Source organism: Neisseria sp. P0008.S002 (assembly GCF_051962805.1).
Classification (GTDB): Bacteria; Pseudomonadota; Gammaproteobacteria; order Burkholderiales; family Neisseriaceae; genus Neisseria; species Neisseria perflava.
Window position 1 is genome coordinate 95,654 of record NZ_JBQCUY010000004.1, and the last position, 14,333, is coordinate 109,986.

Annotated in this window: 17 protein-coding genes and 1 tRNA gene; 15 read left to right on the forward strand and 3 right to left on the reverse strand. The window is 48.0% G+C overall.

The window, feature by feature from the left end:
- Positions 1-9 precede the first annotated feature (9 nt).
- Positions 10-1,440 (forward strand): basic amino acid/polyamine antiporter, encoded by a 1,431-nt coding sequence (locus ACTHSA_RS05600; RefSeq protein ID WP_004519017.1) that lies wholly within the window; start codon positions 10-12, stop codon positions 1,438-1,440.
- Positions 1,441-1,506: 66 nt separating this feature from the next.
- On the opposite strand, the gene ACTHSA_RS05605 is transcribed toward ACTHSA_RS05600, so the two are convergent.
- Positions 1,507-1,836, reverse strand: a complete 330-nt coding sequence (locus ACTHSA_RS05605) for a rhodanese-like domain-containing protein (RefSeq protein WP_003679997.1) — start codon at positions 1,834-1,836, stop codon at positions 1,507-1,509.
- Between the two features lie 50 nt (positions 1,837-1,886).
- The gene (locus ACTHSA_RS05610) at positions 1,887-2,543 is read right to left on the reverse strand and encodes a protein-L-isoaspartate O-methyltransferase family protein (protein ID WP_039861872.1); all 657 of its coding nucleotides are present in this window, start codon (positions 2,541-2,543) and stop codon (positions 1,887-1,889) included.
- A gap of 183 nt (positions 2,544-2,726) precedes the next feature.
- Here ACTHSA_RS05610 and tpiA point away from each other — a divergent pair, with 183 nt between their 5' ends.
- The 5 genes from tpiA to ACTHSA_RS05635 all read left to right on the forward strand — a co-directional run bounded on the left by tpiA (position 2,727) and on the right by ACTHSA_RS05635 (position 5,104).
- A complete protein-coding gene (gene tpiA / locus ACTHSA_RS05615; RefSeq protein ID WP_004519014.1) occupies positions 2,727-3,500 on the forward strand; it encodes a triose-phosphate isomerase in 774 nt (257 codons plus the stop codon).
- A gap of 7 nt (positions 3,501-3,507) precedes the next feature.
- Positions 3,508-3,867, forward strand: a complete 360-nt coding sequence (gene secG / locus ACTHSA_RS05620) for a preprotein translocase subunit SecG (protein ID WP_004519013.1) — start codon at positions 3,508-3,510, stop codon at positions 3,865-3,867.
- A 15-nt stretch (positions 3,868-3,882) separates the two neighbouring features.
- A tRNA-Leu gene (locus ACTHSA_RS05625) sits at positions 3,883-3,968 on the forward strand.
- 90 nt (positions 3,969-4,058) lie between these two features.
- Positions 4,059-4,616 carry a UbiX family flavin prenyltransferase gene (locus ACTHSA_RS05630; protein WP_004519012.1) on the forward strand — a complete coding sequence of 186 codons (558 nt, stop codon included), beginning with the start codon at positions 4,059-4,061 and terminating at the stop codon, positions 4,614-4,616.
- Positions 4,617-4,669: 53 nt separating this feature from the next.
- A complete protein-coding gene (locus tag ACTHSA_RS05635; protein WP_004519011.1) occupies positions 4,670-5,104 on the forward strand; it encodes a pyridoxamine 5'-phosphate oxidase family protein in 435 nt (144 codons plus the stop codon).
- Between the two features lie 53 nt (positions 5,105-5,157).
- Here the strand turns inward: ACTHSA_RS05635 and ppk2 are convergent, their stop codons facing one another.
- Complete coding sequence (gene ppk2, locus ACTHSA_RS05640; RefSeq protein ID WP_004519010.1) at positions 5,158-6,087, reverse strand: polyphosphate kinase 2; 930 nt, start codon at positions 6,085-6,087, stop codon at positions 5,158-5,160.
- A gap of 166 nt (positions 6,088-6,253) precedes the next feature.
- Here ppk2 and ACTHSA_RS05645 point away from each other — a divergent pair, with 166 nt between their 5' ends.
- From ACTHSA_RS05645 to atpG, 9 genes are all read left to right on the forward strand, one after another.
- Positions 6,254-8,038, forward strand: a complete 1,785-nt coding sequence (locus ACTHSA_RS05645; protein WP_004519009.1) for a bifunctional chorismate-binding protein/class IV aminotransferase — start codon at positions 6,254-6,256, stop codon at positions 8,036-8,038.
- 101 nt (positions 8,039-8,139) lie between these two features.
- The gene (locus tag ACTHSA_RS05650) at positions 8,140-9,000 is read left to right on the forward strand and encodes a ParB/RepB/Spo0J family partition protein (RefSeq protein ID WP_039861871.1); all 861 of its coding nucleotides are present in this window, start codon (positions 8,140-8,142) and stop codon (positions 8,998-9,000) included.
- A 280-nt stretch (positions 9,001-9,280) separates the two neighbouring features.
- Positions 9,281-9,634: an ATP synthase subunit I gene (locus ACTHSA_RS05655; RefSeq protein WP_049336018.1), complete on the forward strand. Its 354-nt coding sequence runs from the start codon at positions 9,281-9,283 to the stop codon at positions 9,632-9,634.
- Positions 9,624-10,490, forward strand: coding sequence for a F0F1 ATP synthase subunit A (atpB, locus tag ACTHSA_RS05660; RefSeq protein WP_003748099.1), 867 nt, complete (start codon positions 9,624-9,626; stop codon positions 10,488-10,490). Before ACTHSA_RS05655 ends, atpB begins: the two co-directional genes overlap by 11 nt.
- Before the next feature lie 64 nt (positions 10,491-10,554).
- On the forward strand, positions 10,555-10,791 hold the full coding sequence (atpE, locus tag ACTHSA_RS05665; RefSeq protein ID WP_004519005.1) for a F0F1 ATP synthase subunit C: 237 nt from the start codon (positions 10,555-10,557) through the stop codon (positions 10,789-10,791).
- Between the two features lie 73 nt (positions 10,792-10,864).
- Positions 10,865-11,335, forward strand: coding sequence for a F0F1 ATP synthase subunit B (locus tag ACTHSA_RS05670; RefSeq protein ID WP_003708446.1), 471 nt, complete (start codon positions 10,865-10,867; stop codon positions 11,333-11,335).
- 4 nt (positions 11,336-11,339) lie between these two features.
- Positions 11,340-11,873, forward strand: a complete 534-nt coding sequence (locus ACTHSA_RS05675; protein WP_004519004.1) for a F0F1 ATP synthase subunit delta — start codon at positions 11,340-11,342, stop codon at positions 11,871-11,873.
- Between the two features lie 10 nt (positions 11,874-11,883).
- A complete protein-coding gene (gene atpA, locus ACTHSA_RS05680) occupies positions 11,884-13,431 on the forward strand; it encodes a F0F1 ATP synthase subunit alpha (RefSeq protein ID WP_003676111.1) in 1,548 nt (515 codons plus the stop codon).
- Positions 13,432-13,455: 24 nt separating this feature from the next.
- Positions 13,456-14,331 carry a F0F1 ATP synthase subunit gamma gene (atpG, locus tag ACTHSA_RS05685; RefSeq protein WP_004519003.1) on the forward strand — a complete coding sequence of 292 codons (876 nt, stop codon included), beginning with the start codon at positions 13,456-13,458 and terminating at the stop codon, positions 14,329-14,331.
- The last annotated feature ends 2 nt before the right edge of the window (positions 14,332-14,333 follow it).

Here is a 14,333-nt window from a genome sequence, read left to right on the forward strand (position 1 = left end):
GGAATAAACATGTCGCAAAAATCTCAAATCGGCTTGGCCGCGCTGACGGCCTTGGTTATCAGTTCCATGATTGGTTCGGGTATTTTCAGCCTGCCGCAGAATATGGCTGCCGTTGCAGGTTCGCAGGCTTTGCTGTTGGGTTGGCTGATTACCGGTGTGGGCATTATCTTCCTCGGCCTGTCATTTTCGGCCTTGTCCAAACTTAAGCCCGAATTGGATGGCGGTATTTATACGTACGCCCGCGACGGCTTCGGCGATTTGATGGGTTTTTTCTCGGCGTGGGGCTATTGGCTTTGCACCACGGTCGGTATTGTCGGCTATTTGGTGGTTGCGTTTGAAGCAGTAGGCGGATTTGTCGATACGCCGGACAACGTGATTTTCGGCAAAGGCAACACATTTGCTGCTTTTGTTGGAGAATCAGTAATTGTGTGGCTGATTTACTGGTTGGTGGTGCGCGGTATTAAAGAAGCGGCAGGAGTGAACCTGATTGCGACGGCAGTCAAAGTATTTCCGCTGATTTTATTTATTGGTATGGCAGCCTATTTCTTTCAAACCGAAGTGTTTATGTCCGATTGGACAGGGGCGAGCCTTGCTACGCCTGAAAATCCTGATGTCAGCCTGATGACGCAGGTGAAAAACACAATGCTGATTACGCTGTGGGTGTTTACCGGTATTGAGGGTGCGGCGGTTTTGTCCAAGCATGCGCGAAGTCGTGCTGATGTCGGTCGAGCAACCATTATCGGCGTCAGCTTGACGCTGGCCATGTATGTGGCAATTACCGTCTTGGCTCAAGGCATTTTGCCTCGTGCGGATATTGCAGCAATGGCTAATCCGTCTATGGCGGGCGTGTTGGCGCACATGGTCGGCTCTTGGGGTAAAGTGTTGATTTCTTCCTGCCTGATTGTGTCTGTGCTGTCGTCTTATTTAAGCTGGACGCTGTATGCGACCGAGATTCCGCACATGGGTGCGAGAAACGGCGCATTTCCAAAATCGTTTATCCCGTTGAATAAAAACGAAGTGCCGCAGGGTTCATTGATGTTTACCACCTTGACCGTGCAGTTTTGCCTATTGCTGGTGTGGTTAAAAGGCGAGGATTATTCTGCCTTGCTGATGGTATCGACTTCCATGATTTTGATACCATATTTGTTAATTGGTGCATATCTGCTCAAATTATCGCTGACACAAAAGGCCGCGGCGAAATACCGTCTTATCGGCGCGGCAGCAACGCTTTATGCGGCTTGGATTGTCTATGCGGCAGGCACGGAATATTTGCTGCTTTCAGTCTTGCTCTATTTGCCCGGCGTATTACTGTTTTTCTATTCGCAAAAGAAACACTACGGAAATTGTCAGTTCAACCGTATGGAAAAAGCCGTATTGGTATTGCTGTTGATTTTGGCTGTGCCGGCCGTACAGCAGTTTGTCGCTAGCTTACAAGTGTAAGCAGAAAGGTTTGAAAAAGGCCGTCTGAAATCCAGTTTCAGACGGCCTTTTATTGATAAAACCGATTCAATATCGCATCATTTTGCTGTCTACCTGCATTGCCCAAGCATCAATACCGCCTTGCAGGTTGTAGAGGTTTTCAAATCCGGCGTCTTCCAAATACATTGCCGTGTGCAGGCTGCGGATGCCGTGGTGGCAATAGACAACAATGGGTAAATCATCGTCGGGCAGCTCGTTTTGGCGCAGGGGGATGAGGTTCATCGGGATATGAATGGCGGCGGGCAGGGTGCAGATGGCGCGTTCTTCATCGGTGCGGACGTCGAGCAGATGAAATGCGCGGCCTTCGTCCTGCCATTGTTTCAATTCGGTGGGCGAGAGTTGGATGATGTCGGTCATAGGGTTGGGTAAAAGCATGAGGCCGTCTGAATTTTCAGACGGCCTGTTGTTTAAAAATCGAAATCGCCAAACGGATTGGCCGATTTGTCTTCCAAGTGTGCCACGACGGTGTCAAATAATACTTTTTCGGAAAACTCATTGCCGTTACGCGTCAGCAAAAGCACGCGTTGTACCGGTTTGCGACCGACAATGACCACCATGCGGCCGCCATCTTTCAATTGCTCTTTTAAGATTTCAGGTACGCTGTCTACTGCGCCGCCCACATAAATCGCATCAAAAGGAGCGCCTTGCGATGCTTCGGTCAGGCCGTTGTTTTGCACATAATCGACGTTGGTAAAGCCCAATTCGTCCAAAACTTTTTTGGCGCGTTGCTGCTGCTCGGCGTCGATGTCGTCGGTCACGACTTTGCCGGCCAGTTTGGACAGCAGGGCGGTTGCATAGCCTGAGCCTGTACCGATTTCTAAGACAGTTTCGTCTTTTTTCAGTTTCAAGCCTTGAGCCAGGCGGGCAACGACTTTGGGTTCCAACATCTTATGGCCGTTGGTCAGCGGCAGCTCCATATCTGCATAGGCCAAACCTTGAAAAGCCTCGCCGACAAAATGTTCGCGCTCGATCTCCTCTAAAGCATCCAAAATGTCGAAGTCCAAGACATCCCACGGACGAATCTGCTGTTCAACCATATTGAAACGCGCTTTTTCAAAGTCCATATTTGTGCTCCGTTCAATTCTTAATTTTATCGAAGCATACATTATAAATCCTTGTCGGAGAGTGTGCCATCTTTCAGACGGCCCCGGAGGCCCGTTAATAATTGCCAAGCGCACATATATCCACTAAACTTTCACATTACACGACGCTACAGCAAGCAACAACCAACACACGGAGCAATAAAGATGTATCACCAAATCGGAATGTGGGACCAAAAATGGGTTATCGGCAACTGGAAAATGAACGGCCGACTCCAAAACAACAATGCACTTATGCACCGCTTCCGTGTCATGCCAACCGCAGAACGCGTGTTAATCGGCCTGGCTGCTCCGACCGTTTATCTGTTGCAACTGCACAACGCCATGCAGATTGTTTTGAACAACCGCATCTTGACCTGTGCGCAAGACGTGAGCCGTTTCCCAAATAATGGCGCGTACACTGGCGAAGTGTCCGCTGAAATGCTTGCCGACATCGGTACAGATATCGTCCTCATCGGCCACTCCGAGCGCAGCCTTTATTTTGGCGAGAAAAACGAAATCCAACGCCGCAAAATGGAAAACGTCCTCAACGTCGGCCTGATTCCATTGTTGTGCGTCGGCGAAAGTTTGGAAGAACGCGAAGCCGGTAAAGAACACGAAGTCATTGCCCACCAGCTTTCCATCCTGCAAGGTTTGAACACCAAAAACATCGCCGTTGCCTACGAGCCGGTTTGGGCGATCGGTACAGGCAAAGTCGCCACCGTCGAACAAATCGCCGACATGCACGCATTTATCTACAAAGAAATCTTGTCTTTGTGCGGAAGCGATGTTAAAATCCGCGTTCTTTACGGCGGAAGTGTGAAAGCGGATAACGCGGCCGACATCTTCGCAGTACCTCATGTAGACGGCGCATTGGTTGGTGGCGCGTCATTATCATATGACTCCTTTACCGCCATCATCAACGCAGCACAAGCCTCGTAGAAAACATATGGAAGCCTTTAAAACCCTTATCTGGATTATTAATATTATTTCCGCTCTATTCGTAATCGTGTTAGTATTGCTGCAACACGGTAAAGGCGCGGATGCCGGCGCAACATTCGGTTCCGGCAGCGGTAGCGCGCAAGGCGTATTCGGTTCTGCCGGTAATGCCAACTTCCTCAGCCGCTCGACTGCCGTTGCTGCAACATTTTTCTTTGCGACTTGCATGGCGATGGTGTATATTCACACTCACTCCAGTAAGCATGGTTTAGACTTCAGCGATGTGAAGCAGACCCAGCAAGCTCCTAAGCCTGCAACGCCTGCACAAAACAATACAACTCCTGTTGCTCCGAATCCTCAGCAGCAGTAAGACAATTTAATTTATGCCGACATGGTGGAATTGGTAGACACGCTATCTTGAGGGGGTAGTGGCCATAGGCTGTGCGAGTTCAAATCTCGCTGTCGGCACCACATTAGGAAATCTAACCGCTTTTTAGCGGTTATTTTTTCGTCTTGAGAATCTGCCTTTCATTTATCTTTAGGCCAAGACAGGGAAATACAATGAAGCGTTTGGTTGTCGGCATCAGCGGTGCCAGCGGTTTTCAGTATGGCGTGAAGGCTTTGCAGCTTTTGCGTGAGCATCAGGTAGAAACGCATTTGGTGGTTTCGCAAGGGGCGGAGATGACCCGTGCTTTGGAAACGGATTACACTAAAGAAGACGTTTATGCTTTGGCGGATGTCGTGCATTCCGTCCGTAATGTCGGGGCAAGTATTGCTAGCGGATCGTTTTTGACGGATGGAATGTTGATTGCGCCGTGTTCAATGAAAACCTTGGCTTCGGTTGCTCACGGGTTTGCCGATAATTTGCTCAGCCGTGCGGCGGATGTAACATTGAAAGAGCGGCGCAGGCTGGTGTTGATGGTGCGTGAAGCGCCGTTAAACTTGGCACACATCGACAATATGCGCCGTGTAACAGAGATGGGCGGCATTGTGTTTCCTCCCGTTCCGGCTCTGTATCAGAAGCCAGAATCCATCGAAGATATGATTACACACAGTGTCTCTCATGCTTTGGACTTGTTCGGTATTTTTCAAACCGATGCGCCGCGCTGGCAGGGCTGATGTTTCAGACGGCCTGAAAATAAATTGAATACACTGAGAAAGAGGATAAAATCATGCAAGCGATTCCTACCAATATCGTTAAATTTTTGAGCAATCATCATGTCGTCAGTATTGCCGCTGCGGCAGACGGCGAAGTTTGGGCGGCTTGTTGTTTTTATGTGTTTGATGAGGCGAATGCCCGATTGATTGTGTTGACTTCTTTGAAAACGAAACATGGCGGAATGATGAGCCGTTCTGCCAAAGTAGCCGGTACCATTGCCGGTCAGCCTGACAGTATCACAAAAATCAGCGGCATTCAGTTTGCGGCGACTGCCGCTTTGATTGAGAATGAAGCGGATTTGAAAGCGGCGCAGTCTTTATTTTACAAAGCGCATCCTGCTGCTCGAGTGATGAAAAGTGATGTCTGGGCGTTGAATTTGGATAATGTAAAATTCACTGACAATAAATTGGTATTCGCACAAAAAACGTACTGGAATCGCGAGGATTAAGAAAAGGCCGTCTGAAAGATGAAATTTCAGACGGCCTTTGGTAAGGTTACAAATTAATCGTGTCCGAGCTCGACAGTTTTGTCTTTGTAACGTGTATCAGGAACCAAAACGATTTTCTCGTCCACTTTGCCGATGGCTTTCACGTCTTTGCCCGGATAGTCCAGCTGGTGCAGGAAGTAGCGGATACAGTTCAAACGTGCACGTTTTTTGTCGTCGGAGCGGATGATGACCCAAGGCGCGTCGCCGGTATGGGTGTGGAAGAACATGGCGTTTTTGGCTTCGGTGTAGTCGTCCCAGCGGTCGAGCGACTGGATATCCACAGGGGACAGTTTCCAGTGTTTCAGTGGGTCGTCACGACGGGAGATGAAGCGGCGGAGTTGTTCTTCACGGGATACGGAGAACCAGAATTTGAACAGATGGATACCGCTGGCAACAAGCATACGTTCCAATTCAGGAGTTTGACGCATGAAGAGCAGGTATTCGTTAGGTTCGCAGAAGCCCATTACGCGTTCTACGCCTGCACGGTTGTACCATGAGCGGTCGAAGAATACCATTTCGCCTGCGGTCGGCAGGTTTTGGATGTAGCGTTGGAAATACCATTGGCCGCGTTCGGTAGTGGTTGGTTTTTCCAAAGCAACCACGCGCGCGCCACGCGGATTCAGGTGTTCCATGAAGCGTTTGATGGTACCGCCTTTACCGGCTGCGTCGCGGCCTTCAAACAGGCTGACAATACGCTGACCGGAATCTTTAACCCAGCTTTGTACTTTCAACAATTCGATTTGCAGCTTCTGTTTTTCTTTTTCGTAAACAGAGCGGCGCATACGTTGTTTGTATGGGTAGTTGGCAGGAAGCGGTGCGCTGCTGGAATCTTCGTCAGTGCCGCGTCCTTCGTGTTCCAAAACAGCCTTTTCGAATACTTGCAGCTGGTCTTGTTTCTCGCCCAGTTCAACATTCTCGAACGGTTCTAATTGGTGGTCTGCCATAAAGTCTCCTTATCGATTAAGTTTTAAATGATATGGTGTGGTATGGTTTGATTCTACCCTTTTATACTTCGTTCGACTACATAAAATTACATTCGAGTGCTTTTTTTGAATTTGTCTGCTAACTTATGTAAAAGCAGCGTATAATCAGCCTATTTGTACAGCAATCATGCCTTATTTCGCCCTGTTTGACGATGCCGTGAGCGGCCGAGCAAAACTCTATCAAAATCATGTAGAAAGCCATCGGTTTTATCATAACGAACTGGATTCGTTAACAAGTATTTTGCAAGCCGGCTGGAAAAAGGGTTTGCATGCAGTGTTGTTTGCAGACTACGAATTCGGATTGCCACTGATGGATATTTCATCCGCGCACAGTGGCAATTTGCGTTTGCACTGGTTTGCCGATTGTTCCGAAATCGATGCCGAAAGCTGGCTGGCCAATCATTTAGACGGCCTGGCGGCAGGCATCTCCACTCCCCGATTCTCCATATCCGAAGCCGATTATCTCGAGCATATCCGCCAAATCCACGAGGCCATCCGCCGTGGCGATACCTATCAAATCAATTACACCGCACGCCTGCACCTGCAAACTTACGGCAATCCGATTCAGCTTTACCGCCGTTTGCGCCAGCCTGTGCCGTATGCTGTTTTGTCTTGTCTGCCCGACGGGGCAGGGCAGGAAGCGTGGACTTTGTGTTTTTCTCCCGAACTTTTCCTCAAAATCGATTCAAACGGCCTGATTACAACCGAGCCGATGAAGGGCACTGCGCCGATTCTTCACGATGGGCAAGATGAACGCCGCGCCGTTGAATTGCAAAACGACCCGAAAAACCGCGCCGAAAATGTGATGATTGTCGATTTGTTGCGCAATGACCTCGGCAAAATCGCGCAAACAGGCAAAGTACGCGTGCCTGAACCGTTTAAAGTTTCCCGTTTCGGCAGTGTTTGGCAGATGACCAGTGCCATCGAAGCGCAGGCGCTGCCTGATGTTTCGGTTGCCGATATTCTCCGCGCAGCCTTCCCGTGCGGCAGTATTACTGGTGCGCCCAAACGCATGAGTATGCACATTATTGAGTCTCTTGAGTCCGAACCGCGTGGTTTGTACACAGGCAGCATTGGCTTTTTGCATCCGTGCGATACAGGTTTGGGGTTTGAAGGTGTGTTTAATGTTGTGATCCGCACCTTATCCCTGAAGCCCGTTTCAGACGGCCTTTATCAAGGTGTTTATGGCGTGGGTTCGGGGATTGTGATTGATAGCGACCCTGAAGCCGAATATCGCGAGTGCGGTTGGAAGGCGCGTTTTCTGAATGACTTGCGGCCTGATTTCGGTATTTTTGAAACCATGCGCGTGGAATACAAACAATGCCGTTTGCTCGATTTGCACTTAGGCCGTCTGAACAGATCGGCACAAGCGCTCAACCTGTCTTGGCCTCAAAATGCAATAGAGCAAATTCAACATTATATAGATGAGTTGCCAAGTGGGTTATTTAGAGTCAAAGCAGCTTTGTTTTCAGACGGCCTTTCATTGAGCCATGGGGCTGTTTCTGAATTGGATGGGCAGCAATACGTCATCCTGAGTGAACACACATTAAACCAACGCGATTATCTACGCCGTTTCAAAACCACACGCCGTGAAATTTTTGACCAAGCATGGAAAACGGCAGAAGGGCAGGGTGCATTTGACAGTCTGTTTTTCAATTCAGACGGCCTTTTGTTAGAGGGTGGAAGAAGCAATGTGTTCGTCAAATATCAAGGACAATGGCTCACGCCGTCTTTGGATTTGGATATTTTGAACGGGGTAATGCGCCAAGCGGTATTGAAGCAGTCTCAGCTATATTTAGGTGCAGATACAATCAAGGAAGCCCACATCACGCGCGCTATATTGGAAAATGCGGAAGAAATCCGTTTGAGTAACGCTTTAAGGGGCGTGTTTGCGGTTTCGCTCCGTAAATAAATGGCAATAGTCAAATCATCGTGATTCAAATTGTCGTAAAGCGGCAATATCCGATAGAATACGTCATTTCAACAATGAGGTCGTCTGAAAGGGAAAACAATATGGCAAAAGCAAAAGGTGGATTGGGACGCGGTTTGGATTCGCTGATTTCCAATGCAGTGGACAGCAGCAGTAGCGACCGCCTGACAACGGTTGCCATCGCCGATATTCAGCCCGGCCGTTATCAGGCGCGTGTGCAAATTGATGACGAAGCTTTGCAGGAATTGGCCGATTCCATTAAAGCGCAAGGCATTATCCAGCCGGTTATCGTACGCGAACGTGGTTTGTCTCAATATGAATTGATTGCCGGAGAACGCCGTTGGCGCGCTTCCCAGTTGGCCGGTTTGACCGAAATTCCCGTCGTCATTAAAACCATCAGCGACGAAACTGCGTTGGCCATGGGTTTGATTGAAAACTTACAACGTGAAAACCTGAATCCGATTGAAGAAGCGCAAGGTTTGAAACGCCTTGCCGATGAATTCGGCCTGACTCATGAAACCATCGCAAAAGCCGTCGGTAAAAGCCGTAGTGCCATCTCCAACAGCCTGCGTCTGTTGAGCCTGCCTGAGCCGGTTCAGGAAATGCTTTACCAACGCCGTCTGGAAATGGGTCATGCCCGCGCGTTGCTGACCTTGCATGTGGTTGACCAATTGGAGTTGGCACAAAAAGCCGTCAAAAACGGTTGGTCGGTACGCGAGGTAGAGCGCCGCAGCCAGTTGGCACATCAAAAAGCCAAACCGGAAGCAACCAAAACCATTAACCCGGATATCCGCCGCATCAATGATGCATTGACCGAGCATTTGGGCGTTAATGCCGAAGTCAAAACCAGTAATCAGAAAAAAGGCAAAATCGTGCTGCATTTTGATACGCCGGAAACATTCGAATATTTGCTGAAGCAGTTAGGCATCAATCAAGCGTTCTAACGGCTTTATAAACAGAACGGGCCGTCTGAAAAAAGCTTTTCAGACGGCCTCAATTTTTGAAAAAGCGTAGAGCGTATAAATGTTTACAATACAAATCAAAATCTTCTGTAAAATCTGTGTAGCAACATGTAATTTGTGTTAAACTCCGTTCCTGCAAAGATTTGTTTTATATGTGTTAATCATTTATCTGTGAAAGGTTCACAAAGATTAACATATTGCTTGACGTTAATAAACTTCTTGATTATATTAATTTACCTTGCGTTTTGGGGTGTGAAGTACAATGAATCAGATAGTCCCATTGCAAGTGATTGTATTGTTAATAATTTCAGTTGTTTGTGCGTTATTTTCCGGATTGCCCGGCTTCCTCTCTGCTTTTGCGGGAGGATTTTCGTACATTTTGCCTACCCTAGTTGCAGTTTTACTTTTAAAGTTTTCCCGACGAAATCCTGATCTGCAAAGTTCGATGTTTATCGGCGGAGAGGTTTTAAAAGTAGTGCTGTCGCTGGTATCTATGTTGGTCGTTTTTGCGATATGGCATCGATCACTGGTATTTTACCCATTTTTATTGGCGTTTCTTGGCGTCAGTCATTTGGTTTTTTTAGTATTGTTGAGAGTGAAACACTATGGCAGGTGAAACTATGACCGCTGCCGACTACATCAAGCACCACTTGCAAAGCTTGACCAGTATGTCGGATGTTACTCAGGGTCAAGGACTGAAAAACATTGCTGATTTTTCGTTCATTAACCTTGATGCAATCTTTTTTGCCGTTCTGTTGGGCGTAATCGGCAGCTTCCTTTTGTGGCGCGGTGCCAAAAAAGCGACGGCCGGTGTTCCCGGTCGTTTCCAAGCGGCTGTTGAAATTCTGTTCGAATTCGTGGATGACATGTGTAAAAGCATTATCCATAACGAACAATCGCGTAAAGCCGTTGCCCCGTTGGGTCTGACCTTATTTGTCTGGATTCTCTTGATGAACGCCATGGATATGCTGCCGGTTGATTTGCTGCCGATGGCATGGCAAGGCATTACCGGTAATCATCATGCCCTGTTGCGCGTCGTGCCGACAGCTGACTTGAATACGACTTTGGCTCTGGCGATTGGCGTATTGCTGATCTGTATTTACTACAATGTCAAAATCAAAGGCCTTGGCGGTTGGATTCACGAGTTGTTCTGCGCACCTTTCGGTCCGTGGCTTGCTCCGGCCAACTTCCTGCTGAACTTGGTAGAGTTCTTGTCCAAAACCGTATCCCACGGTATGCGGTTGTTTGGTAATATGTATGCTGGCGAGCTGGTGTTCCTGTTGATCGCTCTGTTGGGCGGTGCATGGGCGTCAACCGGCAGTGTCGAAACTTTGGATCCGATTTTATTTGTGTTCCACCTGATTGCCGGTTTGGCTTGGGCGATTTTCCACATTTTGGTCATCACCTTGCAGGCATTTATTTTCATGGCGTTGGCGTTCGTATATATCGGACAGGCGCATGATGCACACTAATCAAGTAGTTTTTTTGTAGTTTGTTTTTTGTAGTTTAACCTTTACTATTTTAAGGAGTTTAAAAATGGGTTTGATTGCTATCGCATGTGGTTTGATCGTTGCCTTGGGCGCATTGGGTGCCTCTATCGGTATTGCAATGGTTGGTTCTAAATACTTGGAATCTTCTGCTCGCCAACCTGAGCTGATCGGTCCTCTGCAAACCAAACTGTTCTTGATCGCTGGTCTGATCGACGCGGCTTTCTTGATCGGTGTGGCTATTGCCCTGTTGTTCGCCTTCGTTAACCCGTTTAGTGGTGCGTAATCAAGACGGAGCGATCCGTTCAGATACAGGCTTGCCGTCTGTTTGATTAACCCAGATACGAAGGTTAAGTAACGTGAATATTAATGCAACCTTATTTGCGCAAATCCTAGTTTTCTTTGGCTTGGTATGGTTTACGATGAAATTCGTATGGCCTCCGATCGCCAAAGCATTGGATGAGCGTGCCGCAAAAATCGCCGAAGGCTTGGCTGCTGCCGAGCGCGGTAAGAGCGATTTTGAGCAGGCAGAGAAAAAAGTTGCAGAACTTATGGCCGAAGGGCGTAATCAGGTAACCGAAATGGTTGCCAACGCCGAAAAACGTGCTGCAAAAATTGTAGAAGAAGCCAAAGAGCAAGCTTCTCATGAAGCAGCACGCATTGCAGCCCAAGCAAAAGCTGATGTAGAGCAAGAAGTTAACCGTGCACGCGAAGTGTTGCGCGAACAGGTCGCTTCATTGGCTGTTAAAGGTGCGGAATCTATCCTGCGTAAAGAAGTCGATGCTTCCAAACATGCAGATCTGCTCAGTGCCTTAAAACAGGAGCTGTAATCTTATGGCAGAGTTCGCAACGATTGCCAGACCTTATGCGAAAGCATTGTTTAGTCTGGCTCAGGAAAAAAACCAAATCGAGTCTTGGTTGGGCGAACTGAAAGAACTCGCAGCGGTTGTTCAGGATGAGAAAGTCATTGCTTTCATCGAGCAGCCGGAAACGGGAGCTTCCGAAAAGGCAGAAACGCTCAAAGGTCTTGTCGGTATCAAAAATGTCGAATTGGCAAATTTTATTACCGTTTTGGCCGAGCAAAAGCGTTTGCTGGTATTGCCGGAAATTTATGCCCAATATCAAGATTTGACCTTGATACACAACAATACGAAATCGGCAGTAATTTACAGCGCGTATGAGCTCAGTTCTCAGCAGCTGGCCGATGTTACCGATATCCTGACAAAACGCTTCAACAGCAAATTGGATGTGGTAGCTAAAGTTGCCCCTGAATTAATCGGCGGCATCAAAGTAGAAGTGGGTGATCAGGTCTTGGATTTGTCCGTACAAGGCAAACTGAATGCTTTGTATGCGACTATGACAAATTAGGAGAGTTTTCATGCAGCTTAATCCTGCTGAAATTAGCGATTTGATTAAAGCTAAAATCGAAAATCTGTCCGTCAATGCAGAAGTGCGTACCCGTGGTACCGTTGTTTCTGTTACAGACGGCATTGTGCGCATTCATGGCTTGTCAGACGCGATGCAAGGTGAGATGCTCGAATTCCCCGGTAACACTTTCGGTCTGGCCATGAACTTGGAGCGTGACTCCGTCGGTGCCGTAGTGTTGGGTGAGTACGAACACATTAAAGAAGGCGATACAGTTACCTGTACCGGCCGTATTTTGGAAGTGCCGATCGGTCGCGAACTGGTTGGCCGTGTGGTTGATGCATTGGGTCGTCCTATCGATGGTAAAGGTCCAATCAACACAACATTGACTGCTCCAATCGAGAAAATTGCACCGGGTGTGATTGCGCGTAAATCGGTTGACCAACCAATGCAAACCGGCCTGAAAGCCATTGACTCTATGGTTCCGGTTGGTCGTGGTCAACGTGAGTTGATCATTGGTGACCGTCAAACCGGTAAAACTGCCGTGGCACTGGATGCCATCGTTAACCAAAAAGGTACAGGCGTTATCTGTATTTATGTGGCTATCGGTCAAAAAGCATCTTCTATTGCCAACGTAGTACGCAAATTGGAAGAGCATGGCGCGATGGAGCATACCATCGTGGTTGCTGCAACTGCTTCTGAAGCCGCTGCACTGCAATACATCGCTCCTTACTCCGGTTGTACCATGGGTGAATTCTTCCGTGACCGTGGTGAAGATGCGTTGATCGTATACGATGACTTGTCTAAACAAGCCGTTGCATACCGTCAAATTTCTCTGCTGTTACGCCGTCCTCCTGGCCGTGAAGCATATCCTGGCGACGTATTCTATCTGCACTCCCGTCTGTTGGAACGTGCAGCCCGTGTCAGCGAAAACGAAGTTGAAAAACTGACCAATGGCGAAGTAAAAGGCAAAACCGGTTCTCTGACTGCGTTGCCAATTATTGAAACCCAAGCCGGTGACGTATCAGCATTCGTACCAACCAACGTAATCTCGATTACAGACGGCCAAATCTTCTTGGAGACCGACTTGTTCAACGCCGGTATCCGTCCTGCAATCAATGCCGGTATTTCCGTATCGCGCGTAGGTGGTGCAGCACAAACCAAAGTCATCAAAAAACTGGGTGGCGGTATCCGTTTGGCGTTGGCACAGTACCGTGAATTGGCAGCGTTCTCGCAATTTGCTTCCGATTTGGACGAAGCAACGCGCAAACAGCTGCAACACGGTGAAGTAGTTACTGAATTGATGAAACAAAAACAATTCAGCACATTGAACACTGCCGAAATGGCATTGACTTTGTGGGCGATCAACAACGGTTCTTACGCAGATGTTCCGGTATCCAAAGCCTTGGCTTTCGAAGCAGAATTCTTGAGTTTCGTACGTACGCAACATCCTGAGGTTCTGGAAGCGATTAATGCATCAGGCGCAATGTCTGACGAAAGCGAAAAAGCATTGACCGAAGCCATGAAATCTTTCAAATCTTCTTACGCTTACCAAGCATAAGTATTGAGATGAAAGGAGTCTGAAATGGCAGTCGGAAAAGAGATTCTCACCAAAATCCGTAGTGTTCAAAATACCCAAAAGATCACTAAAGCGATGCAAATGGTGTCGACCTCTAAAATGCGGAAGACTCAAGACCGGATGCGCTTAGCGCGTCCGTACGCCGAAAAAGTGCGTACAGTGATGAGCCATCTTGCACAAACTAATGCCGATCATGGTATCAAATTGTTGGAGCCGCACCGCGAAGTGCGTCGTGCCGGTTTCATTTTGATTACCTCGGACAAAGGTTTGTGCGGTGGCTTGAACGCAAACGTACTGAAAAAGTTTTTGGCGCAAGTTCAAGAGTATCAGGAACAAGGCATCGAAGTCGAAGTCGTGTGCCTGGGTAGTAAAGGTTTGGCTGCATGCCAAAGCATCGGTTTGAATGTTATTGCCAGCGCAACCAATTTGGGTGATACCCCAAAAATGGAATTGCTGCTCGGCCCTCTGACCGAAATCTTCCAACGTTATGAGAAGCATGAATTAGACCGTATCCATATGGTTTACTCACGTTTCGTCAATACAATGCGCCAAGAGCCGCGTATGGAAGTTTTGCTGCCTATCGGTGAAAACGTTATTGACGACGGAACAGGTCATTCTTCATTTACTTGGGAATACCTCTACGAGCCGAGTCCTATCGCCGTATTGGAATATTTGGTTCGCCGCTATTTAGAGTCTGTGGTTTATCAGGCATTGAGCGACAACATGGCATCTGAACAAGCCGCGCGTATGGTAGCGATGAAAGCCGCAACCGATAACGCAGGTAATGCCATTAAAGAATTGCGCTTGGTGTACAACAAATCGCGTCAAGCCGCGATTACCACAGAATTGTCAGAAATTGTAGCAGGTGCAGCGGCAGTTTAATG